This is a genomic window from Mucilaginibacter ximonensis, from assembly GCF_042686265.1.
GTDB classification, from domain to species: Bacteria; Bacteroidota; Bacteroidia; order Sphingobacteriales; family Sphingobacteriaceae; genus Mucilaginibacter; species Mucilaginibacter ximonensis.
In genome coordinates this window covers 408452-430816 of record NZ_JBHUPD010000004.1, presented here as the reverse complement: position 1 = coordinate 430816, position 22365 = coordinate 408452, and the positions used below count along the sequence as shown (strand labels likewise).

Annotated in this window: 20 protein-coding genes; 14 read left to right on the top strand and 6 right to left on the bottom strand. The window is 43.9% G+C overall.

Features of this window, described 5'->3' with window-relative positions; genetic code table 11:
• Positions 1-6 precede the first annotated feature (6 nt).
• The 3 genes from ACFS5N_RS18945 to ACFS5N_RS18935 all read left to right on the top strand — a co-directional run bounded on the left by ACFS5N_RS18945 (position 7) and on the right by ACFS5N_RS18935 (position 5773).
• Positions 7-3990, top strand: coding sequence for a T9SS type B sorting domain-containing protein (locus ACFS5N_RS18945; protein WP_377189501.1), 3984 nt, complete (start codon positions 7-9; stop codon positions 3988-3990).
• Positions 3991-4070: 80 nt separating this feature from the next.
• Positions 4071-4844 (top strand): class I SAM-dependent methyltransferase, encoded by a 774-nt coding sequence (locus ACFS5N_RS18940; RefSeq protein WP_377189498.1) that lies wholly within the window; start codon positions 4071-4073, stop codon positions 4842-4844.
• 5 nt (positions 4845-4849) lie between these two features.
• Complete coding sequence (locus ACFS5N_RS18935; protein ID WP_377189495.1) at positions 4850-5773, top strand: glycosyltransferase; 924 nt, start codon at positions 4850-4852, stop codon at positions 5771-5773.
• Between the two features lie 109 nt (positions 5774-5882).
• Here the strand turns inward: ACFS5N_RS18935 and ACFS5N_RS18930 are convergent, their stop codons facing one another.
• Together ACFS5N_RS18930 and ACFS5N_RS18925 are read right to left on the bottom strand one after the other, a co-directional pair.
• Positions 5883-6623 carry a class I SAM-dependent methyltransferase gene (locus ACFS5N_RS18930; protein WP_377189492.1) on the bottom strand — a complete coding sequence of 247 codons (741 nt, stop codon included), beginning with the start codon at positions 6621-6623 and terminating at the stop codon, positions 5883-5885.
• A gap of 5 nt (positions 6624-6628) precedes the next feature.
• On the bottom strand, positions 6629-7132 hold the full coding sequence (locus ACFS5N_RS18925; RefSeq protein WP_377189489.1) for a serine acetyltransferase: 504 nt from the start codon (positions 7130-7132) through the stop codon (positions 6629-6631).
• Between the two features lie 92 nt (positions 7133-7224).
• Here ACFS5N_RS18925 and ACFS5N_RS18920 point away from each other — a divergent pair, with 92 nt between their 5' ends.
• Together ACFS5N_RS18920 and ACFS5N_RS18915 are read left to right on the top strand one after the other, a co-directional pair.
• Positions 7225-8487 carry a glycosyltransferase family 4 protein gene (locus tag ACFS5N_RS18920; protein ID WP_377189486.1) on the top strand — a complete coding sequence of 421 codons (1263 nt, stop codon included), beginning with the start codon at positions 7225-7227 and terminating at the stop codon, positions 8485-8487.
• On the top strand, positions 8484-9242 hold the full coding sequence (locus ACFS5N_RS18915) for a glycosyltransferase family 2 protein (RefSeq protein ID WP_377189483.1): 759 nt from the start codon (positions 8484-8486) through the stop codon (positions 9240-9242). Before ACFS5N_RS18920 ends, ACFS5N_RS18915 begins: the two co-directional genes overlap by 4 nt.
• A 49-nt stretch (positions 9243-9291) precedes the next feature.
• On the opposite strand, the gene ACFS5N_RS18910 is transcribed toward ACFS5N_RS18915, so the two are convergent.
• The 4 genes from ACFS5N_RS18910 to uvrB all read right to left on the bottom strand — a co-directional run bounded on the left by ACFS5N_RS18910 (position 9292) and on the right by uvrB (position 14717).
• Complete coding sequence (locus tag ACFS5N_RS18910; protein WP_377189480.1) at positions 9292-11796, bottom strand: YfhO family protein; 2505 nt, start codon at positions 11794-11796, stop codon at positions 9292-9294.
• Positions 11797-11877: 81 nt separating this feature from the next.
• Positions 11878-12168, bottom strand: a complete 291-nt coding sequence (locus ACFS5N_RS18905; RefSeq protein WP_377189477.1) for a hypothetical protein — start codon at positions 12166-12168, stop codon at positions 11878-11880.
• Positions 12169-12435, bottom strand: coding sequence for a DUF4834 family protein (locus tag ACFS5N_RS18900; RefSeq protein ID WP_377189474.1), 267 nt, complete (start codon positions 12433-12435; stop codon positions 12169-12171).
• Between the two features lie 254 nt (positions 12436-12689).
• Entirely contained in the window at positions 12690-14717 is a 2028-nt protein-coding gene (uvrB, locus tag ACFS5N_RS18895) for an excinuclease ABC subunit UvrB (protein ID WP_377189471.1), read from the bottom strand.
• A 237-nt stretch (positions 14718-14954) separates the two neighbouring features.
• Here uvrB and upp point away from each other — a divergent pair, with 237 nt between their 5' ends.
• The 9 genes from upp to ACFS5N_RS18850 all read left to right on the top strand — a co-directional run bounded on the left by upp (position 14955) and on the right by ACFS5N_RS18850 (position 22359).
• Positions 14955-15599, top strand: coding sequence for a uracil phosphoribosyltransferase (gene upp / locus ACFS5N_RS18890; RefSeq protein ID WP_377189468.1), 645 nt, complete (start codon positions 14955-14957; stop codon positions 15597-15599).
• 259 nt (positions 15600-15858) lie between these two features.
• The gene (locus ACFS5N_RS18885; protein WP_377189465.1) at positions 15859-16209 is read left to right on the top strand and encodes a hypothetical protein; all 351 of its coding nucleotides are present in this window, start codon (positions 15859-15861) and stop codon (positions 16207-16209) included.
• 217 nt (positions 16210-16426) lie between these two features.
• On the top strand, positions 16427-17122 hold the full coding sequence (locus ACFS5N_RS18880; protein WP_377189462.1) for a YjjG family noncanonical pyrimidine nucleotidase: 696 nt from the start codon (positions 16427-16429) through the stop codon (positions 17120-17122).
• Positions 17123-17135: 13 nt separating this feature from the next.
• Positions 17136-17660: a DinB family protein gene (locus ACFS5N_RS18875; RefSeq protein ID WP_377189459.1), complete on the top strand. Its 525-nt coding sequence runs from the start codon at positions 17136-17138 to the stop codon at positions 17658-17660.
• A 259-nt stretch (positions 17661-17919) separates the two neighbouring features.
• On the top strand, positions 17920-18777 hold the full coding sequence (locus tag ACFS5N_RS18870) for a UDP-2,3-diacylglucosamine diphosphatase (RefSeq protein WP_377189456.1): 858 nt from the start codon (positions 17920-17922) through the stop codon (positions 18775-18777).
• 70 nt (positions 18778-18847) lie between these two features.
• A complete protein-coding gene (locus ACFS5N_RS18865) occupies positions 18848-19519 on the top strand; it encodes a porin family protein (RefSeq protein WP_377189453.1) in 672 nt (223 codons plus the stop codon).
• A 24-nt stretch (positions 19520-19543) separates the two neighbouring features.
• Positions 19544-20203 carry a porin family protein gene (locus ACFS5N_RS18860; RefSeq protein ID WP_377189450.1) on the top strand — a complete coding sequence of 220 codons (660 nt, stop codon included), beginning with the start codon at positions 19544-19546 and terminating at the stop codon, positions 20201-20203.
• A gap of 50 nt (positions 20204-20253) precedes the next feature.
• Positions 20254-21243 (top strand): glycosyltransferase family protein, encoded by a 990-nt coding sequence (locus tag ACFS5N_RS18855; RefSeq protein ID WP_377189447.1) that lies wholly within the window; start codon positions 20254-20256, stop codon positions 21241-21243.
• Positions 21244-21372: 129 nt separating this feature from the next.
• A complete protein-coding gene (locus ACFS5N_RS18850) occupies positions 21373-22359 on the top strand; it encodes a beta-carotene 15,15'-monooxygenase (RefSeq protein ID WP_377189444.1) in 987 nt (328 codons plus the stop codon).
• Positions 22360-22365 lie beyond the last annotated feature (6 nt).

Sequence of the window (22365 nt, the reverse complement as noted above, 5' to 3'; positions counted from 1 at the left end):
AACCACGTGACATCTGGCCTTAAAAATATACTGCTTACAGTACTTTGCCTGCTTTTTGTGCCGGTAACCGTATTGTGCCAAACCGTGCCGGCTTTGGTACCCCAATGGTTTGGGGATGCAGGCAGTGCAAGCGGCAACGCTACCCCAACTGCCGCCAGGGTCGATGCCGGTAATAATGTGTATGTAATTGGCAGTTTTACCGGCACTGTCGACTTTAATCCAAGCCCGGCTAACACTACTGCGCTTACAGCTCCATCGGGTTCAACCTATGGCTTCGTTGCCAAATATGCAAGCGACGGCACCTTCGCCTGGGCCTATGCTTTTGCTGGTCCGGATGTTTTTCCGACCGGCATAAGCATTGGTACAGGCGGTGCGCTGTCTGTCACCGGTAAATTTTCAGGCACTATGGACGCCAACACAAATGGAGGAAACACACTCACATCCACAGGAGGGTATGATGCGTTTGTTGTACGTTTAAATGCTAATGGGGGGTATCTGTGGTCGGACGATATTGGCGGCGTCACCGACGACTCGGGAAATAGCGTCGCTAACGATGATAACGGCAATACTTATGTTGGTCTGCAATTTCAGCAAACGGCAACAGTTGGCAATACCAGCTATACTGCAAAAGGCGGCACTAATCATGCTGATGGCATGCTGATCAAATATTCGGCTTTGGGCGACGTGCTGTTTGTTATAGATCTGGGCTACACTGGTTTTGATAATACAGTAAGTAGTCTGGCTGTTGATAAAGACGGTAATATTGATGTTGCAGGTTATTTAAACGGGGCGGTGGATTTTAATCCCTTGGGTGTCCTAAACCGGCGTAGCGCACAAAAATCGCTGTTTGTTGTGCAATATTCGCCCATTGGTGCATTTAACTGGATCAATACTATCGGCGATAATTTCACTGATAATACCCAAACCTTTAAAGTCGCCGTAGACAAATTCGGCAGAGTTTATGTCGTAGGTTCTTATACGTCGCCTGCCTGGTATTTAGCAAATGCCTCTTTGAATCCTAAGGGCAGCAGAGACGTTTTTATTGGGCAATACAGCCAAACCGGGGGCTTTACCGCTTTCAAAAACATTGGCAGCGCTGGGGCGACTGTATTGCCTGCAGATGTTGCTATAAGCCCTGACGGAAACAACATTTACATAAGCGGAACCTTCACCGGTAATGTAGATTTTAGCACCAATAATGCATTTGTTACAAAATCTTATCATGGCAAACAGGATTTGTTTTTAGGCAGATATACTACCAGCAACCTCAATCTGTCCGCATTGGCTACCTCTGGTAATAATACATGTAATAATGTAAGCGCCGCAGCCCTGGCCCCAACCAACGACAATGGGGTGATAGTGGCCGGAACATTTTGTTCAACTGTTGATTTTGGCGACAAATGCCCTGAACCCGAAACTGCCGTGGCCGATTATGATATGTTTTTAGCAAAATATACGCAGGCTGCATCAATTACCAATAACATAATCAGTAATCCGGCCAACTGCGGCGGCACTGCCGGTACTTTGCTGGGTACTCAGCCTGCTGGCGGTACAGGCACCTATACCTATCAGTGGCAACGATCAACCGATGGTACTAATTTTACGGAAATTATCGCGCCCGGCAATGCTGCTACCAGTATGGATTATACGCCTCCTAATGAAACAGGCACCTTCTACTACCTTCGGAAAGTATTTTCCGGACCATGCGAATTTAATTTAAGCAACCCGTTAAAAGTAGATCCATCCTCGCCTACGGTAAAAAATAACTTTATCAACCCGCCTGCTCCGCCCGAGTCTACGGTAGGGTGTGGTGCGGCCGGCGCCAGCAATTTAACCGGTAGCCTGCCCACCGGTGGCGGCGATAAGTACAGCTATCAATGGCAGATAACCACAGATACCATTGGTGGTAACTGGACAAACATGCAGGCATCTATCGTTACGTTTCCTACAAATCAAAATCTGGGGGCCGTGAGTTATCTTTACACCTTTTACCTTAGACGACTCGTTTTTACACCAGGCTGTAATGTGCCGTCAATTAGCCCGGTAATGATGTTCACCGCTGTTCCAAAGCTGCAAAATATTGATAGTTTACGTGCTACGGGCCCTACGACCTTTTGCGGCTCAGGAGACCCCGGCACACTCATGTCGACCCGGCCGCCTACAGGTGGTAGCGGTGTTTACACTTATCAGTGGTTGTCAACAACCTCCGATAATTTTCAGCCTATAGATAGCGCTACCAATGCTGACTACAAACCGGGCGTGTTAACTAAAACCACTTTTTTTAAACGCGAAGTGTATGCCGGTCCGTGTTACACCGGTATCATTGGGCTTAACTCTAATCAGGTAAGTATTTTTATAAAAACACCAATTACCATCACCAATAACACTATAGCTACATCCGATGGTACATTGTGCCTCGCCAGTGCTGACCCTGCACTAATAACCGGGCAACAGGTTAGCGGCGGCACAGGCAGCTTTTATTATCAATGGCAGCAATCAACAGATAATGTGCATTTCAGTAATCTTACAGCAAACAATCCCACCGGCAAAGACTATGATCCGCCTAAAATTTCGCAAACCACTTATTACCGCCGGGTAGTAACCTATGTAGATGATGATCACTCGAATACCTGCTCTACACCTAATTTAAGCAATGTAGTGGTGGTTAAAGTATCTACCGTGAATGTCTCCAATAATACTATTTCTCAGCCTCAGCCCGACACTTCGGTAATATGTTCAATACCTGCAACCCCCAAATTTATGCAAGGTAGCGACGCAACAGGTACTGGATTTACCTATCAATGGCAAAACTCTGTGGATGGCATACATTTCAGCGATATAAATGGTGCAACGGGTCGCGACTATCAGCCTAAACCGATAAGTCAGACCATGTCATATCGCCGTGCAGCTGTTTCAACAGATCCATGTTTGGCGCCGCTGTATAGTGACACGCTTACCATTAACGTGTCGGCAACTGCATCTGCCAATTACATTACAGCTCCGGCTGATACTGCTTTTTGCGATCAGGGCGATGCCGATTTTATTAAAGGTTCAGTAGTAACCGGCAACGGAGTTACCTATCAATGGCAAAGCTCAACAGACAACGTTATTTATCAGGATATTATGACAGGTAACCCCAACTATCCTGATTATAATCCGCCGCCAGGCAGTACCACAGTTTACTACCGCAGATTGGTGTCGACAGCTGTCTGTAATGTTCCCTCAGCCTCCAATGCGGTTGCTATCAGGGTTTATCATACACCTGCGGCTATCCCACCTGATAGTGTTACCGTTTGCGCCGGCGATAGAAAAACAATTACGGTAGCGGGAGGAAACACTTATCAATGGTCACCTGCCGATGGTTTGTCGGCTACTAATATTGCGTCTCCATCGGCATCGCCAGCTAAAACTACCTTATACACCGTTGCGGTTTCAGACAGCGGTCACTGCGCCGTTACCACTACGTTTAAAGTAATTGTAATACCCAAGCCAATTGTTGATGCAGGCCCCGATATCAGGATGTTTAAAGGCGATCATGCCCAGCTTAAGGCTAAGGTTACCGGTAGTAATGTAACCTATAGCTGGTCGCCAACCACGGGTTTAGATAACCCTAACAGCCTGAACCCGGTTGTTTCGCCGACCGAAACGACAACTTATCAACTCACGGCTATTACAGACCAGGGCTGCTCACTTGTAACCGATAAGGTAACGGTGAATGTATACGAAAAAGTAATTATTCCCAACAGCTTTACCCCCAACAGCGATGGTCATAATGATATGTGGGAAATCGTGGGCCTTTCAACTTATACCAAAAGCATACTCACCGTGTTTAATCGAAACGGGGCGACTATCTTTCGCAGCGTAGGGTATTCCAAACCCTGGGACGGGCAAGTTAATGGCTCTGCCTTACCGTTTGGTACCTATTATTATGTTATCGACCTGCAAACCGGCGACAAACCCCTGTCAGGCTGGGTCACAATCATAAAGTAACATTTAATCAGTACAGGCCAAGCTATTTAGCATTTATATATTAATTTTGTCGTCACAAAAAAATCACCATAAAACCCAAAATGCAGGAAGTTAACAGCAGCGGCAACTTAAAAACGGCTTACGACAGTTATTATGAAAATAATGATGAAACCTGGCGTATGCTGGGTGCCAAATATAAAGTTGAGCACATTTTAGAAGTTTGTAAAGGCTACACTTTCAACAAAGTGCTTGAAGTTGGCGCAGGCGATGGTGTGATATTAAAGTTGCTGGCTGACAGAAATTTTGCGACCGAACTGCATGCGGTAGAGCTTTCAGCAAGTGGTGTGGAGCGTATAAAAGAGCGTAATATCTCAAGCATAAAATCGGTGCAGGAGTTTGATGGCTATCATTTGCCTTTCGGCGATGACAGCATGGACCTTATCATCCTGACGCACGTATTGGAACATGTAGAGCACGAACGTATGCTGCTGCGCGAACTAAAGCGTGTAGCCAAAATGGTATTGATCGAGGTGCCGCGCGATTACCGGGCCGGTGTTGATTCGCGCATTAAGCACTTCCTGGCTTACGGACATATCAATATGTATACACCGACTTCGTTGCGTTACTTGTTATTGACGGAAGGCTTTGAGGTGGTAAAAGACCTGACCGATACCATAGCGCCCGAGGTAACCAAGTTTTATACCTTTAAAACCTTAAAAAAAACTGAAAATTTTTTGAGCAGTTTTAAGATCGACTTAGAGCACAATGTAAAAAAACTGGCAGCTTCTGTCTTCGGGAAAAAACTTGAAGAAAAATTTGCCAACTATTATACCGTTCTGTGTAAAAAAGCTGAACACAAACCCGATATATTTTAAACGATATGCAAAACCTGGCCCCTATAGCTTTATTTGTGTATAACCGCCCCGACCACATGCGGCGGACGATTGCTTCATTGCAAAAAAATGTACTAGCTGCCGAGAGTAAGCTTTATATTTTTTGCGACGGCCCAAAAACAGACGCCGACAAAGAAAAAGTTGAACAGGTACGCGCACTGGCTAATGAGGTAAGTGGTTTCAAATCAGTTAAAGTAATTGCCCGCAGGGATAACCTGGGTTTGGCTAATTCTATTATCATGGGCGTAAGCCAGCTGGTGAGCGAATTTGGTAAGATCATTGTTTTTGAGGATGACATGATTACGTCACCCTATACTTTGGAATACTTTAACGAATCGTTAGATAAATACCTGGCCGATGATAGGGTGATGCATATTGGCGCCTATATGTATCCTTTAGAGGATAAAAATCTGCCTGAGACCTTCTTTTACCGTATAGCAACCAGTTGGGGCTGGGCCACCTGGGCGCGCGCCTGGAAAAACTTTGAACCGGATATTGACGTGCTGATGAAGCAGTTTGACGTTGAGAAACGTTTTAATTTTTCGGTTGAATACACCATGAATTTTTGGCGCCAGATGGAGGAGTTTAAAGCCGGCCGAAATAATTCATGGGCAATACGCTGGTATGCGTCAATATTTCTAAAAGACGGATTATCACTTAATCCGGCCCACTCACTGGTGCATAACATCGGTCATGACGGTACGGGAGTGCATTCCAACATTGAGCATATGTACGGCGTTGACATCGCACAAAAACCTATCAAATATTTCCCTGCAGAGATCAAAGAAAATGAGCAGGCGCACATAGCCATCCGCAATTTCCTGAAAAAGCGTAAAGGTTCACTGGTGCAACGCGGCTTGCGGTTGTTTAAGCAATGGCGGGCTAAGGGAGCAGCTAAGAAAGCGTTATAAATCAGTGGTTTGTCATTCTGAGCATCGCGAAGAATCTTATGCGCCCTTGCTTATCGCTTCTATAAGATCCTTCGCGATGCTCAGGATGACAAGGCGGCTAAAGGTTTTCTTATTTCTTCCCCTTCACCACAATATAAGGCGACAATGCCTTACTCTCAAAAGGCGCAATCCTGGTGATCACCTTACCGGTAAACCATAAAGTTTTAACAAAAGCTTTTGCAAAGGCTGATTGTGTGCCTTTATTCTCCAGCCACATGGAAAACTTGCCGTGATAGTATGATTCAACCTCTTTCAACCCCAGCTCATTAAAAATACCGGACAGCAGGGCAGGGTCCATGCATTCAATGTAGTGTTTGTCGTAATTCTCGCGGTCGAAGGTGCGTTGCACCCAACCATTGATGCTTTTAAAGTTAGGCAGGGTTATAAATAGCGTACCGTTTTCTTCAAGAAAAGGTAAGTGCGTTTGTATGATAGCTTTGGTGTCTTTAAAGTGTTCTATAAGTCCAAATGAGGACACGATATCGTACTGTTGCGTGGGCTTGTATTCAAATAAGTCAGCTTCAATGATGTTGACGTCGCCTTGTTTTAGTCCATTAGCCTCTAATAACTGATTGATCAGTCCGGGGTGAATGAAATAGTCGAACAGGGTGGTATCCATATTCTCGTATTTTTTCAGGTAGATGGCATAGTAACCCGGGAAGCCCCCCAGCTCAATGGCCGTTTTATAGCCGTTGTCGGCCTTTAATTTGCCCAGGATATTACCGAAAACATAATCGCGCTTAATATTAAATATCAGCCCCAGTCTTGATTCCCAAAATGCTTTCCAAAAAGAACGATCAGTTAAATTCATCGATATTATAAAGTCTCTTTTTTCTCCAGTATCCTTGCCGGATTGCCCACTACCGTATTGTTAGCCGGTATGCTTTTAGTTACTACTGAACCTGCACCGATAATCACATTATCGCCGATTTCAATGTCACCGATAATGACCACGTTGGCGCCGACGTCTACATTGTTTCCCAATCGCGGGCAGCGGCTAAAAGTGCCGTCGGCCAGTTTTTTGTGGCCTATGGTTACGCTGTTGCGCAAAGTACAGTTATCGCCAAAAACAACTCCTTGGTTAATTACCAAAGCTGTGCCGTGATACAAGGAAAGTCCTTTGCCGATCTGGGTTTTGCGCGGTATCTCAATTCCCCAAACCCATTCAACCACATAGCGGTACCAAAGCAAATAAGGATAAAATACCACTTTAGCTACCATCGACCGGTTAATGAGCGATGCCAGCCTGAACATAAACAACACCAGTTGCCCCTTAAAATTGCGACGATTTGCCTGCCAATCCTGAAATAAGTAACTCATGTGTTTTGGTACCGGGTTGTTATAGATTAATACTCAAAAGTAAAAATTTTCGGGATACTATAGCTATCAGCATTATTAGTATAATTGTGCTAATGAAAGTAACCCTCATCAATACATCCGATGCCGGAGGCGGCGCCCCCGCCGCTTGCTTGAGGTTGCTGAAAGCGCTGGTGTCGCAAAAAGCGGATGCAAGGTTACTGGTTCAATATAAAAAAACTCATGATGAGCTGGTTCAAGGCATTGCCGTAAATCGATTCACCCGGTTTATCGCCAACCTGAATTTTCTGCGCGAGCGTATACCCTTCATGCTATTCCATGCAAAGGATAAAACAGTCAACTTTGCTTTTTCGACAGCCGATGCAGGTGTCAATATCAGAGAGCATCGGCTGATTAAAGAAGCAGATATTATCCACTTACATTGGACAAACTCGGGCTTCCTTTCCATTACCGATTTGAAAGCACTTGTAAATACCGGCAAGCCTGTAGTATGGACGCTGCACGACATGTGGGCCTTCACTGGCGGCTGCCATTATGCAGGCTACTGTGAGGGTTTTTTGAAACAATGCGGTAACTGCCCTTTTTTGCGCGATGCCGGTGATAATGATATCTCGCACAAAGGCTGGCTTCGCAAAGCCGCGCTATTTGCCGGGGCACCGAATGTTACTTTTGTAACCTGTAGCAAATGGCTGGCCGGCGAGGCCAAAAGAAGTTCGCTGATTAAAGATTTCAGGATCGAAGCCATACCTAATCCGATTGATATCAATATCTATTCGCCAAAAGATAAAATAGCGGCAAGGCAAAAGCGAGGGATTGATCCACAAGCTAAAATCATTTTGTTTGGTGCTGCTAATATTAACGACAGGCGTAAAGGGCTAATTTATTTATTGGAAGCGTTGAAGCTCCTGAAGGAACGGTACACCAGCGAACCCGTAGAAATGGTGATTTTTGGTAAGAATAAACATTTTGATGTAAGCCAGTTACCCTTTAAAGTATATGAGTTAAATCTTATTACCTCGCAGGATGAGCTGGCTGAGGTTTATAGCCTGGCGGATGTTTTTGTGACGCCGTCGCTGGAAGATAATCTGCCCAATACCGTCATGGAAGCGATGGCTTGTGGGACACCCGTGGTAGCTTTTAAAACCGGAGGAATACCCGAGATGATCGATCATCAACATAATGGGTATCTGGCCACGTTAAAAGATCGGGCCGATATGGCTAAAGGTTTAGCAGAGGTGTTAAATGGCGACATTAAACAACTATCAGCCAATGCACGCCAAAAGGTGTTGGACGATTATACCTATGAAAAAATAGCCGAGCAATATATTAATGTATATCAATCGTTATTGATCAAATGAAAGCCGGACAGCCCATATTGAGTGTCATCACCGTGGTTTATAATAACGCGACTGATATTGAGCGTACAATGCTTTCGGTGATTAATCAGACGTACCCGAATATGGAATATATTGTTATTGACGGCGCTTCAACGGATGGTACGTTACAAATCATTGAAAAATATAAAGATAAAATAGCCAGTTTGGTGAGCGAGCCGGATAAAGGCATTTACGACGCCATGAATAAGGGCCTCGCATTAGCCACCGGCGATTACGTCATTTTCATGAACTCGGCCGACGAGTTTTACTCGCCCGAAACAGTTGCCCAAGTTTTTGCCAGTACTCCTGATGCTGATATCTATTACGGCGAAACAGAAATGATCGGCGCTAATAACGAAAGTCTGGGCCAACGCCGTCATAAGGCTCCCGAAAACTTTACCTGGCGCAATTTTAAATATGGCATGAGCATCAGCCACCAGGCCATTTATATTAAACGCTCGCTGGTTGAACCCTACGACCCGAAATATCAGCTCAGTGCCGATATCGACTGGATATTACGTGCTGCTAAAAAAGCTAAGACTATTGTTAACGTACATCAATATGTGGCTAAATATAAGGTGGGAGGGATGTCTAAGCACAAGCATCGCCAAAGTTTGATGGAGCGCTTTGATATCATGAAGCGATACTACGGCCTGATACCAACAATTTTTAATCACACAATAATTGCGCTCAATTTAGGTTTCTATTGGTTGAAGAATAGAAGAACAAATGATTGAAATAAGAAAGGCGACCTATTTTCAGATCGCCTTTCTTATTGGGTATTAGCTATGCTGCCTTAGTAGGCGGCGTTTTCTTTTTGTTTTCGACATATCCTGCAAAGCCCAACGATAATACCAATAGGATTGACCCCACCATTGAAAGGGTTTCGCCGGTATAGTAGGATGTTGGGTGGAATATAAATTCTATCTTATGATTACCCAACGGTATCTGCGCGGCGCGTAAAATATAATCAGCGCGGAAATATGGTGTTTCTTTTCCGTCTATATACATTTTCCAGCCGCGATTATAGTATACCTCAGAAAATACCGCTATCTGTGAGCCTGCCGAACTTGATTCATAAGTCATATGATCGGGGTTGTAATTCACCAGCTTAATCGTGGCGTTGGTATCCAGATATGCTTCTTTCTGATCAATCATCGGTTTGTATTGCTGATCAATGATAGCCTCTTCTTTAGGGTTAAAGCTGCTTATGGCTTGCATTTCTTCATCGGCATCTTTGGCAAACTTAACTTTTTGTATAAACCAGGCGTGGCCGCAAGCAGTGTTGTTAGCCTGCATGGTAAGGTTCTGGGTTTTAGGATCGGCAGTAATGATGTATTTCACGTTCATCATATCCAGTACATCATGATTGACGCTTTTGGTAAACTGATTGTCAACAATTTCCTGGTAACGTTTTAATCTCGCGGCCGAGTAGCCACCAAATGATTTATGGAAAAACGGATTATGCGTGTCGTATAATAATGGCGCACTAGTGTCAAATACTTTAAAATCCGGGTCGGTATCCCGCGCAATAAACTGATCTACCTCTCGTGGCTGAGGTGTTATAGATTCCTGTTTATCAGCAAAGTTGTCGGCATTTAAATAGCGTTTGTCTATTTGCCACATATCAACCAAAACCAATACCAATACACCAAGCGACAAGATGGTAACATTAACTTTTTTATTGACGAAAGCAAACAGTAAACCAAATGCAACTACAACAAATATTAATGAACGTACAGCATCAGCCTTTTCAAGACTGATACGATCCTGAACAATCGCCGCCGAAACGGCCTGAGCTAATTTAGCGTCGTTTTGTAAGGATTGGGTAAGATTGGCTACACTGTCTGCCTGCCCGGTCGATCTGAAACTCAGTAATAATTCAGGCACTACAATTAATACTAAAAGTAAACCGCCTACAATGTATAATGATAGCTTCAGCTTTTTAGTAATTTCTTTTCTGTCGGGCGCATCAATCATTTCTTTCAGCGCAAGCAGCGCCAAAATAGGGAAACAAAGGCCGGCGACGGCGAGTATCGATTCAACCACCCTGAATTTATTATATAAAGGGAAATAGTTGAAGAACAGATCTGACAGGTAAGGCCAGTTGCCGCCAAATGACAGCAACATAGTTAATAACACTGTCGCCAGTATCCACCATTTTAAACGGCTTTTTACTATAAGTAACCCGAATACAAATAAGAAGCAAATTACAGCACCAAAATAAAACGGACCGCTGGTGAAAGATTTATTACCCCAGTAAGTTCCAAGGCCATGCATGCCAATTTGCTCACTACCCGAGGCTATTTGGTTGGCAATGCCAATGGCACGATCTTCGGGTTGTTGGGCATCAGTGAAAACTTTAACAGTTGCCGAGTTTTGGTCCAGGTGCTCAGTGCCTGAGCCGCCGCCGTAAGCATTTGGTACCAGGAAAGTAAAGCACTCTGTAACGCCCTGGCTCCACTGGTACGCATAATCTTTAGCTAAACCTGTGCTTGGCTCAGCAGTGTTTTGCTTAAGGTTTGATTGCCCGCGGATGGTGTCTTTACCATAATCATAGGTGCTCCAGAGTATAGACGCATTTACCAACAAGGCAATTGCGATGGCGCCGCCCAGGTAGGCCAGTGATTTCAGATACTCATTAAGTGTTTTGTTTTTAATAGCATGGTATAACTCAATGCACGCCAGGATGATGATAGCAAACATTAAGTAATAGGTCATCTGCACGTGGTTGGCTCTTATTTCTAACGATAAAAAGAGCGCCGTAATGGCTGCGCCCAAAATTCGCTGGCCTCTTATGGCCAGTAATATGCCACCTAATAATGGCGCAAAATAAGATATGGCAAAAGCCTGGTTACTATGCCCGGCGGCCAGCAAGATGATATTGTAGGACGAAAACGTAAACGCCACCGCGCCTGCTGCAGCAAGCCACGGATTAAGTTTCAGTACGATAAACAGAAAATAGGTGCCAAACAAAAACAATAACAAAGTATCGATTGGGTTCGGGAATATGGTATCTATTACGTGAATAACATGCGTAGTTATATTGGCTTTGTAAGGAGCCCATAACTGGAATGCAGGCATACCACCAAATATCTGGTTGGTCCAAAGTATGGTGGTGTCTTTGGCTTTATAGGCATCTATCTCGGTGGTGGTTGATTTGGCACCTAGCACGTCGCCCTGACCCAGTACCTTGCCCTGGAAAGCAGGGGTTAAGTACAGAAAGCATATCACTAAAAAAATTCCGCCGATGGCAAAATGAATGCCATTGCGCTTAAACCAGTTACTCATCTAAGCTCTTTTAAATTTGGATAATATATTATTGCCCAAAAATAGAAAATTGCCCGACAATAGGAAGTTATTTGGAAGGATTTATAAAGTCTGGTTACGTGCCAGGACAAATAATAATATTAGCCCGAGCAAACTAATACCATAGGCAATAATGACTTGTCGGGTAAACTCTTCAATATTTCTGCGGATGTTGAAATAGTTATAGATAACTAAAAAGCCAATAGCGGTAAAAAAGAACCAGTTTAACTTAACGTCGAGCGTAAAGAGTGCACAGCAAACCACGTAGTTGGCTATGATCAGCAAAACATATTTTGGTGTTTTGTTGTGTCGGGGCCTGCGGGTAAAAAGCTCTCTCCTGGGTTCAAATGCCATTTATTTTACTTCTTCATAGTCAACAAAATCGCCGGCTTTATCAGAAAAATGGGTCTTTTTTTCTTTTTTCTCAGGAATATATTCAACCGTAACACGCCCGGAAGGCTGCTGTTGGCGGTTTTGCTGATAATTAGCCTGATTGTTATATTGTTGTTGCGCTTTGTTTACTACACTTTGAAAAAGGGCGGGAATGGCCCAACGTAAAATCGCCCGTACAATGTAAAGTATGGCGATAGTGATGAATAAAAAACGAATTAACTCTTCCATTTACTTTGGTTTTGCTGTTAAAGCGACTGCAAATATAATTATAATAACGTCAAAATTGTTTGCTTATGATTTGCACGTTTATGGTAAGACAGCTTACCGCTAAGCTTGTTACATCAGTGGAGTGTCAATTTAATGAGTGGAGTTAATGTCGTCATGCCGAACTTGTTTCGGCATCCCATCATGCATATAAGCGTTTACTCAGCTTGTGGGATGCTGAAACAAGTTCAGCATGACAATTGGGGGAGCATTATCCCCTACGAAAACTTTTCTTCCATCATTTTCTCCAGGGCAAACATTTCGTCGCGCAGCTTCGCGGCGCGCAGGAAATCCATGTCCTTGGCAGCGGCAAGCATATCTTTTTTCGTATTGTCGATGGATTTTTTTAAATCCGTTTTTGACATGTATTGCACTATCGGGTCGGCGGCCAGGGTAAGGGTTTCCTCTTCTACGTAAGCCTTCTGCACACCGCCCTGGAAATCAACAACCGAGGTTTGCTCAATAATCTCTGCTTTGGTTTTGCCAACGGTCATTGGTGTGATGCCGTGCTCTTCGTTGTATTTGATCTGTTTTTCGCGGCGACGCGATGTTTCTGTTATGGTGATATCCATTGAGTCGGTAACCTTGTCGGCATACATAATTACCCGGCCCCTGTCATTCCGGGCAGCGCGGCCAATAGTTTGAATTAAGGAGCGCTCACTACGCAGAAAACCCTCTTTATCTGCATCCAAAATAGCAACAAGTGACACTTCCGGAAGGTCAAGACCTTCGCGCAGCAGGTTTATACCAATCAGTACATCAAAAACGCCTAAACGCAGGTCGCGTAAAATTTCGACACGCTGCAGTGTTTTTACTTCTGAGTGGATGTAGCGGCATTTAATACCCAGGCGGTCCATGTATTTGGCCAGTTCTTCGGCCATACGTTTGGTCAGTGTGGTCACCAAAACGCGGTCGCCCATTTTTACCGTTTTATCAACTTCGTCCAGTAAATCATCTACCTGGTTAATTACCGGGCGTATTTCAATTACGGGGTCTAACAAGCCGGTAGGGCGTATTACCTGTTCAACTACCACACCGTCAGATTTTTCCAATTCAAAATCGCCGGGCGTAGCGCTAACATAAATGGTTTGCGGCGCCAGTTTTTCAAATTCCATAAAATTGAGCGGCCGGTTATCCAAAGCCGCCGGCAGGCGGAAGCCATAATCAACCAACGAGATCTTACGCGAACGGTCGCCGCCATACATGGCCCGTATCTGCGGAACAGTTACATGGCTCTCGTCAATAACCATCAGGTAATCATCCGGAAAATAATCCAGCAGACAGAAGGGGCGGGCACCCGGCTGCCGCCCGTCAAAAAAGCGTGAGTAGTTCTCAATGCCCGAGCAATACCCCAACTCGCGAATCATCTCCAGGTCGTAATTAACCCTTTCTTCCAATCGCTTCGCTTCCAGGTAACGGCCATCATCAATAAATTGCTTTTTGCGGGTTTCCAGTTCCTCCTGAATAGCCCAGATAGATTGGGTAAATCTGTCGCGCGGCGCCACATACAGGTTGGCTGGATAAAGCACCATGTGCGTCATTTTTTCCAGCGTTTTGCCTGTTTGTATGTCAAAGGTACTTAGCTCTTCAATATCATCGCCAAAAAATGAAATACGGTAAGCGTGGTCCATATAAGCCGGAAAGATATCTACGGTATCGCCTTTAACCCGGAACGTGCCGCGTTTAAAATCAGCGGTGGTGCGCGAATACAAAATCTCTACCAACCGATGTAAAAAGGCGTTGCGGCTAATACGCGTTCCAACGGCAAACTTAAATACTGAGTTGGCAAAATCTTCAGGATTACCCATACCGTAAATACAGGATATGGACGACACCACGATAACGTCCCTGCGGCCGCTCATTAAAGCAGAGGTGGTGCGCAAGCGCAGCTTCTCAATCTCGTCGTTGATCTGCAGGTCTTTTTCGATATAAGTATTGGTAGTCGGGATAAAAGCTTCCGGCTGGTAATAGTCGTAATACGACACGAAGTAGTTTACGGCGTTTTCAGGAAAAAACTGTTTGAACTCGCCATACAGCTGCGCGGCCAGCGTTTTATTGTGGCTCAATATAAGCGTAGGCTTTTGTGTCTGGTAAATGACGTTGGCCACTGTAAACGTTTTGCCTGAGCCTGTAACGCCCAGTAATGTCTGGTAATTATCGCCGTTGTTTACACCTTCAACCAGTTGGCGTATGGCCTCAGGCTGGTCGCCGGTGGGTTTATATTGAGAGGTTAATTTAAAATCCATCTTTACAAAAGTAGTGATTAGAGGCTGGAGATTAGAGATTAGTAATTAGTATTAAACGATTATGACTATCTAATGTTCGGCAAAGTAAAAAACCGGCTGTGACAGCCCTATGTCAGCAGGTTTAATTAACTAGCGATTAGTTGATCAGAGATTAGGTTTTATATAAGGAATAATTAAATTTACGTTATAACCAAGTAAAAGCTAAAACCAATCTCTAATCCCTAATCTTTACCCCCTATGCTCTTTGTGCTCAATAAAACCAACACAATTGCCAATAGTTTTTTAGCGCAGATGCGCGATAGCGCTGTGCAGCAGGACAAGACGCGTTTTAGACGCAATCAGGAAAAACTTGGCGAAATATTAGCTTACGAGATCAGCAAGTCGTTTAAGTACGCCGACGCGGAGGTGCAAACACCGTTAGGTATTTGTGCACTCAAACTCCCCATAGAAACGCCGGTGCTGGGGACGATATTACGCGCAGGATTGCCCTTTCATCAGGGTTTTTTAAATTATTTTGAAGATGCGGAGTCGGCTTTTATCACCGCTTGCCGTAAAACCAAACGCTCTGGCGCTTTCACCATCCGTATCGATCATATCTCAACCCCCAACCTTGACGGCAAGACGTTTATTTTGTGCGATACAATGTTGGCTACGGGGCAAAGTATTGTCGATGTGTGTAAAGAACTCATGGCGACTTATAAAATAGATAATCTGCATATTGCCTCAGTAATTGCAAGTACGGAGGGGATTACGCATGTGCGAGCCAACCTGCCAAAAGCTAAGATATGGGTTTGCGCAGTTGACGAGGAGATGACCAGTAAATCTTATATCGTACCGGGCCTGGGCGATGCCGGCGATTTGGCATTTGGAGAGAAGGTTTAGGAGATTTTCGAATTCAAATGTTCGATTTCGGATTTTGATATGTTTATATGTTAGTCCGGATTTGTAATCCGGTCTTGATGGTTGCGGATTTGTAATCCGCTAAGTGCAGGAAGGGGATTGCAAATTCCCATAATATGAGGTCCGGATTACAAATCCGTACTAACAGGAAGTACACTTCTGGATATCATCAGGTGTATTTTGCAAAAATCAATAAACAATCTTATTGGCGGTGAGTTATAGGGTATAACATAACATCGCCATGAAAAAAACACTCACCCAATTGCTTACTGTGCTGCTGGTTACCGGCAGCTTAAGCGTATTTGCCGACAAACTACCTAAACGCGAAAGCGTACATATTCCCCGCGGACGCAGCATTACCATGCAAGCGCGTGTTAATAAACTGGGTCACGCCTACGGCACCGTAACCGTAAATTTTAAAATGGACCGTAAGGGCAACGTTACCTGGGCAGAGGCCGACGGCCTTCATACCACCGTAATGAATAAAAGTTTTGTACGCAAAGTTGTAGATGCTGTGCGCGACATGAAATTTAACAAAAGCCGCCGCGCCCCAATGAGTCAGGAAGGGAGTATATCTTATTCATTCAGATAATTGTTAAAGCGCGCGGGAATTCACCCCAGCATCGTTCCCATTGTCGACCCTCGCTTCCGCAAGCGGTAAAGAGGGTTTTTGTGTATGAAATATCTCGTTATTTGAAGTTGAATATTTTTTACCCTCTTTACGCCGCAGGCGAAGAGCGGGTGGTTGAGCGAAGCTATGACCGGGTGAGTCGCCCCGCCAATAATAAAACCTTAACTTTGCTCAAACCATGAGCAAGTACCAACATATCTTTTTCGACCTTGATCATACTATCTGGGATTTTGATAAAAATGCTGAAGAGGCGCTGCACGAACTATTTGTAACGCACCGCTTGAACGATATCGGGCTTAAATCGGCAGATGTTTTTATTGAAACTTACACCGAAAATAATCATCGGCTGTGGCGCGAATACCACCTGGGTAACATTACCAAACAGGCATTGCGCGAGGCGCGTTTTAAACAAACTTTTTTGGATTTGGGTGTTGAACCTGATGTCATTCCCCAAGGGTTTGAGGATGCTTATGTACAGCTGTGTCCTACCAAAACAAACCTTTTTCCCAATGCGCATGAAACATTAGTGTATCTGCAAGGAAAATATCAATTGCATTTAATATCTAACGGATTCAAAGAATCGCAGGATATTAAGATCAGCGGCTCGGGGCTGGGTAAATATTTTACACATATTGTGATTTCTGAACTGGTAGGCGTTAACAAACCCGATGCTGCGATATTTGAACATGCGATTAACCTGGCCGGCACTACCAGGGAGCAAAGTGTAATGATTGGCGATAGCCTTGAAGCGGATGTTTTGGGTGCGCTGAACTACGGTATGGATGCCATTTATTTTAATCCGTTTAACGCACCCAAGCCCGATGAGGTAAAGGTGCAGATTAGTGATCTGAAAGAACTAACTTTACTGTTATAACCAAATATTAACCGTGAAAATAGCCGAAGAACGCCGTGCCATCGATCAAACACTGGATACTTATCGCGACTTGTTAGATAGGTTGACAGACGAGCAATTTGCCCAAACACCTGAAGCAGGCGGCTGGTCAATAGCCGAAGTTTATGCGCATGTACTGCAATCTACACTCGGGGCATCTATTGCTGTTGAACGTTGTGTCAACGGTACCTGCGATACTACGCGCAAGGGTTTGAACTGGATGGGGCGTTTTGTTCTGTTTTTTCGCATGTTTCCGGTAAAGGTTAAAACTCCGGCGTCAGTAGCTTCAAAAATGAACGTCAGCAAGATCAGTAAAGAAGAGGCCCGCAACCTGATCATTAAATGTCGCCACCGCATTGAGGTTATTGCACCGCGCCTGGCCGATGAAACCGGCATACACAAAATTAACCACGCAATCCTGGGCATGCTTAATGGTAAGCAATGGTTCAAGTTTGCCCTCATTCATTTAAAGCATCATCTTAAACAAATTGAGCGAATAAAAAATAAATTTGAGGGTTGATGAAACCTTTTACATTTAACAGAGTCTTAATGTTAAAATAATCTGATAATCTGAACTTTGCTAAAATTTAAGTTATGCAATTTGAATATGCATATGTCGTTGTGGTAATGCTCCTGGTAATGGTAGGGGTGTTTTACTTTAGTCCATACGAACTTACAGTTAATGAAGAGGAAAGCGAAGACTAAGTGTTTGCTTTCTAAATGCCAATTAAATTTTCCGGTAAAAATTACCGGCCAGATTATTATCCCCCAATATTTTCATGGCGAAGCGCGAAGTTGAAATTGTAATTATTTCTGATGTGCATTTAGGTACCTATGGCTGTCATGCTAAGGAATTATTGAAGTATCTGAAAAGCATTAAGCCTAAAATGCTGATTCTTAATGGTGATATTATCGATATTTGGCAGTTTAGTAAGTCTTACTGGCCAGAGGCGCACATGAAGGTGGTGCGCCGCATTATGAAATTTATTACTGACGGCGTTCCTGTTTATTACCTTACGGGCAACCATGATGAAATGCTGCGCAAGTTTGCCGATTTTGACCTCGGCTCATTCAAGTTATTAAACAAACTGGTATTAAATATTGATGGCAATAAAGCCTGGATTTTTCATGGCGACGTGTTTGATGTAACCATGCAGCACTCCAAATGGCTGGCTAAACTGGGCGCCATTGGTTATGATACTTTAATACTGCTAAATAGCTTCACCAATTGGCTGTTAACCGCAATGGGGCGCCAAAAAATGAGCTTTTCGGCTAAGATTAAAGCCAGGTTTAAGGATGCAGTTAAATTTATCAATCAGTTTGAGCAAACCGCGGCCGATCTGGCTGTCGACAAGCAATATCAATACGTAATTTGCGGGCATATTCACCAAGCCGAAATACGCGAAATTATCGCTACCGATAAACCCGGCAAAGTGCTTTACTTGAACAGCGGCGACTGGGTTGAAAGCCTTACAGCCCTGGAGTACAACCAGGGTAATTGGAACATCTTTAAATACAACCCCGAAGATTTCAAAAAAGAAAACGAAGAGGACGACGACCATACCGATACAGAAGACCTGGACGCTAAGATGGACGTAAATTTATTGCTGGAAAGGTTCAGGCAGGAGCAGTCGTAATTTCATCTCTTTTTATTGGTTTTATTCGATCAATGATTATATTGCGAGGTATAAACCAATAAACCTAAAAATGAAAAACCTTGTCCTGTCATGCGCGTTGGCTTGCGCTTCCATATTAGCCAGTATTAATCAATCTTTTGCTCAAAGTACCAAAGCACGTTGGGGCATTAAAGGTGGCTTGAATGTGACTACTTTAGGCTCTTATAACGATGCCGCAAGAGGCGTTCGCAATTATTCTTATCGTCCCGGTTTTCAGGCTGGTGTTGTGGGTGTTTTACCTTTTGTATTCAGCGACAAGTTTGATTTTATGCCTGAATTGTTTTATTCGCAAAAAGGGGCTAAAGCAACTAAATCATATATTGTTGGAGATATTGTATCGGGAGCTGATTACAAAATTTCGATGGATTATATCGATGTGCCTTTTTTGGTAGGATTTAAGCCCCGACCTGACCTTACCTTTACACTTGGACCGCAGCTTTCATTTTTGGTGTCACAAAAAACAACAGTAAATTACGGCAATACCGAAAGTTCAAGCTCTAACACCTCTGGATACAGAAAGGTTAGTTATGGTGGTAATTTAGGTATGGCTGTCGCCATTAATCCCGATTTTATGCTTGGTCTTAATTATATGTATGATTTTCAGCATATATATTCCCCCGGCGTGGCCGATGGCGGCTATGATTTGCACAGTCCTGAAAGAAACAGCGGCTTTGCTTTAACGGTAAGCTATTTGTTTAATTAAGATAAATACTGTCGCGAAACAAACATGAAAACCTTTCTACTAAGCTGTATCTTAGCTTGCTCAGCTATACTTTTCCATATTAATCACAGTTATGCACAAAATGCTAAAGTGCACCTTGGCATTAAATCCGGAGCCGATATAATGAGTTTTGCCACAACCAAAAGTGGTTCGCACGGCCCCGGCGACACTTATGGTTATCGTGCCGGGTTTCAAGGTGGCATTTACGGCATTATACATTTGGACAGTAAGTTTGAATTTATACCACAGTTGTTATATACGCAGAAGGGCGCCACGTTAAGTTATCCGGTTTATCTTTCACCTACCCAAATTGCCAATGTTAATTTAAAAATCAGGTATAATTACCTGGATGTGCCGCTGCTAATTGGTTATAAGCCCTTGGCCGGTCTGACTTTTATGGCAGGCCCGCAGGTAGCATTTTTACTATCGCAAAAGACAGAAGGTACTTTAGCAGGTGGTGGGGGTAATCAAAATATAAGCTATACCACCACCAATGGTTATCGTAAGCAAGTAATTGGAGGCAACCTAGGCGTCGGCTATAGCTTTTTTAAAAATATTGGGATAAATCTGCATTATACTTTTGATTTTCAGCATGCAGAACAAGGTAGTATAGATAACGAGGAAAAAAGCGCCGGCTTTGCCCTTTCTGCAAGTTATTTGTTTTAATACGCAATTCTTTCACGCAAATAATATCTTTGTCTGTACCACAATACCTGATGAAGATACTTTATGCCATACAAGGAACGGGCAACGGGCACATAAGCCGTGCGCGGGAGATTGTGCCGTTGCTGCAAAAGTATGGCGAGCTTGATTTACTGGTAAGCGGCACTGAGGCTGAGGTAACGCTTACTCAACCCGTCAAATACAAGTTTCATGGTTTAAGCTTTGTTTTTGGTACCAGGGGCGGGGTGGATAAATGGGCAACTTATAAGCTCATGAACCTGCCGCAAATGTGGCGCGATATGCACCATCTGCCATTAAAAGAATACAATCTGATCATTAATGATTTTGAGCCCGTTAGTGCCTGGGCCTGTAAATTGCAGCGCATGCCTTCGGTTTCACTGAGTCATCAATGTGCGTTTGTGTCACCTAAAACACCGCGACCAAAAGCCGGATGGTTTAATTACGGGCCGGCAATATTGAACCATTATTCGCCCACTACGCATCATGTCGGATTCCATTTTGAGCGATATGATGATTTTATACACACCCCCGTCATCAGGAGCGAGATACGCGATATGCATACTAGTAACCTGGGGCATTATACCGTATATCTACCCGCTTACGACGACAAAAAGCTAACAGCGCTGCTCAAGCAGACAGATGTGCAATGGCATATCTTCTCTAAACGCCAAAAAACGGGTTATACTGATGGCAATGTGCAAGTAATCCCGGTAAACAATGAAGGATTTAATGTTAGCCTGGCCAGTTGTGACGGTTTGCTTACCGGAGGTGGTTTTGAGGGGCCGGCTGAAGCGCTGTTTTTGCAAAAGAAGGTGATGATGATACCTATGTCAGGGCAATATGAGCAGCAATGCAATGCGCTGGCAGCTTCGCGCATGGGTGTACCCGTGGTACAGCATATCGACGCTGGTTTTGTGAGACGCGTTAATACCTGGATCAAAAGTGAGGATAGGGTATGGGTTGACTTTCCGGATGAAACAGCCGAGGTGGTGCACAATATGGTTAAGCGCTACGCACGGTGATTGGTCCCACCCAAACCCTCCACGGCAGGGAAGGTCTTTTTTAAATATTACAATAAAAAGTGTGCCCTGCCGGGCAGGAGATTTAGAGGAGGCTTTTAACTTGTCCTCTTTTTCTGCTAATATTGCCACATGATAAATTTGTTCAGGACCTACAACCCGTTAAATATTTTGTGGCTGGGCATATTATTGTTTTTACTGCGTGTGGGCTATGTTTATAACGCCCCTGCCAAGATTGATTTTACGTATCTCGAGCCTTTCGCGCGTATGCTTGCGCCTAAGGCTTATCATTATGATTTTCCGCCTTTGGTAAATATTACTCTGGCTGCCTTGCTGGTTTTTGGACAAGCCCTGCTGGTTAACCGTTTAACCAATCAGTTCGGCCTGTTGGGTAAGCCCAGTTTTTTACCGGCATTGATGTATGTAACGCTGTCGGGGCTGTTCACGCCATTTTTAGTGCTGAGCCCACCGCTGGTTTGTAATTTTTTGTTGATATGGATGCTCTATAAACTCTTCGACCTTTATAAAGGCGACGATGCGAAATCCATAACTTATGATTTAGGAATGATTGTCGCCGTTGGTTCCTTGATTTATTTCCCATTCATTTATTTATTTCTGTCAATATGGGCAGCGCTGCTGCTCTTCAGACCGTTTTACTGGCGCGAGTGGATCATTGGTATCATGGGTTACGCCACAGTTTTTTTCTTTTTGGCGGTAATCTATTACCTGCGCGATAAATTGCCTGAGTTTTCAGATATCTGGACACCATTGGCTTCTAAATTTCCTACTCACGTAAGCATTACCAGCTACAATTATCTCATACTCATACCTGTTGTACTGATATTTGTTTTAGGCGCCGTACGTATACAGCAGGTCTTTTTCAGAAGCTATGTGCAGATACGTAAATCGTTCCAGTTGCTGTTTGTTGTGTTTTTGATAACAGGTTTATCATTCTACGTAAAAGCTCAATTTTCTTTGACACATTTTTTGCTGTGCGTAGTACCGCTCAGTATATATTTCGCTTATTATTTTTTATATGCCGGCGTGCGTTGGTTTTATGAAAGCCTGTATTTTATACTGCTTGCGGGCATCGTTTATTTTCAGTTTAACACTTTTTAACTTTTA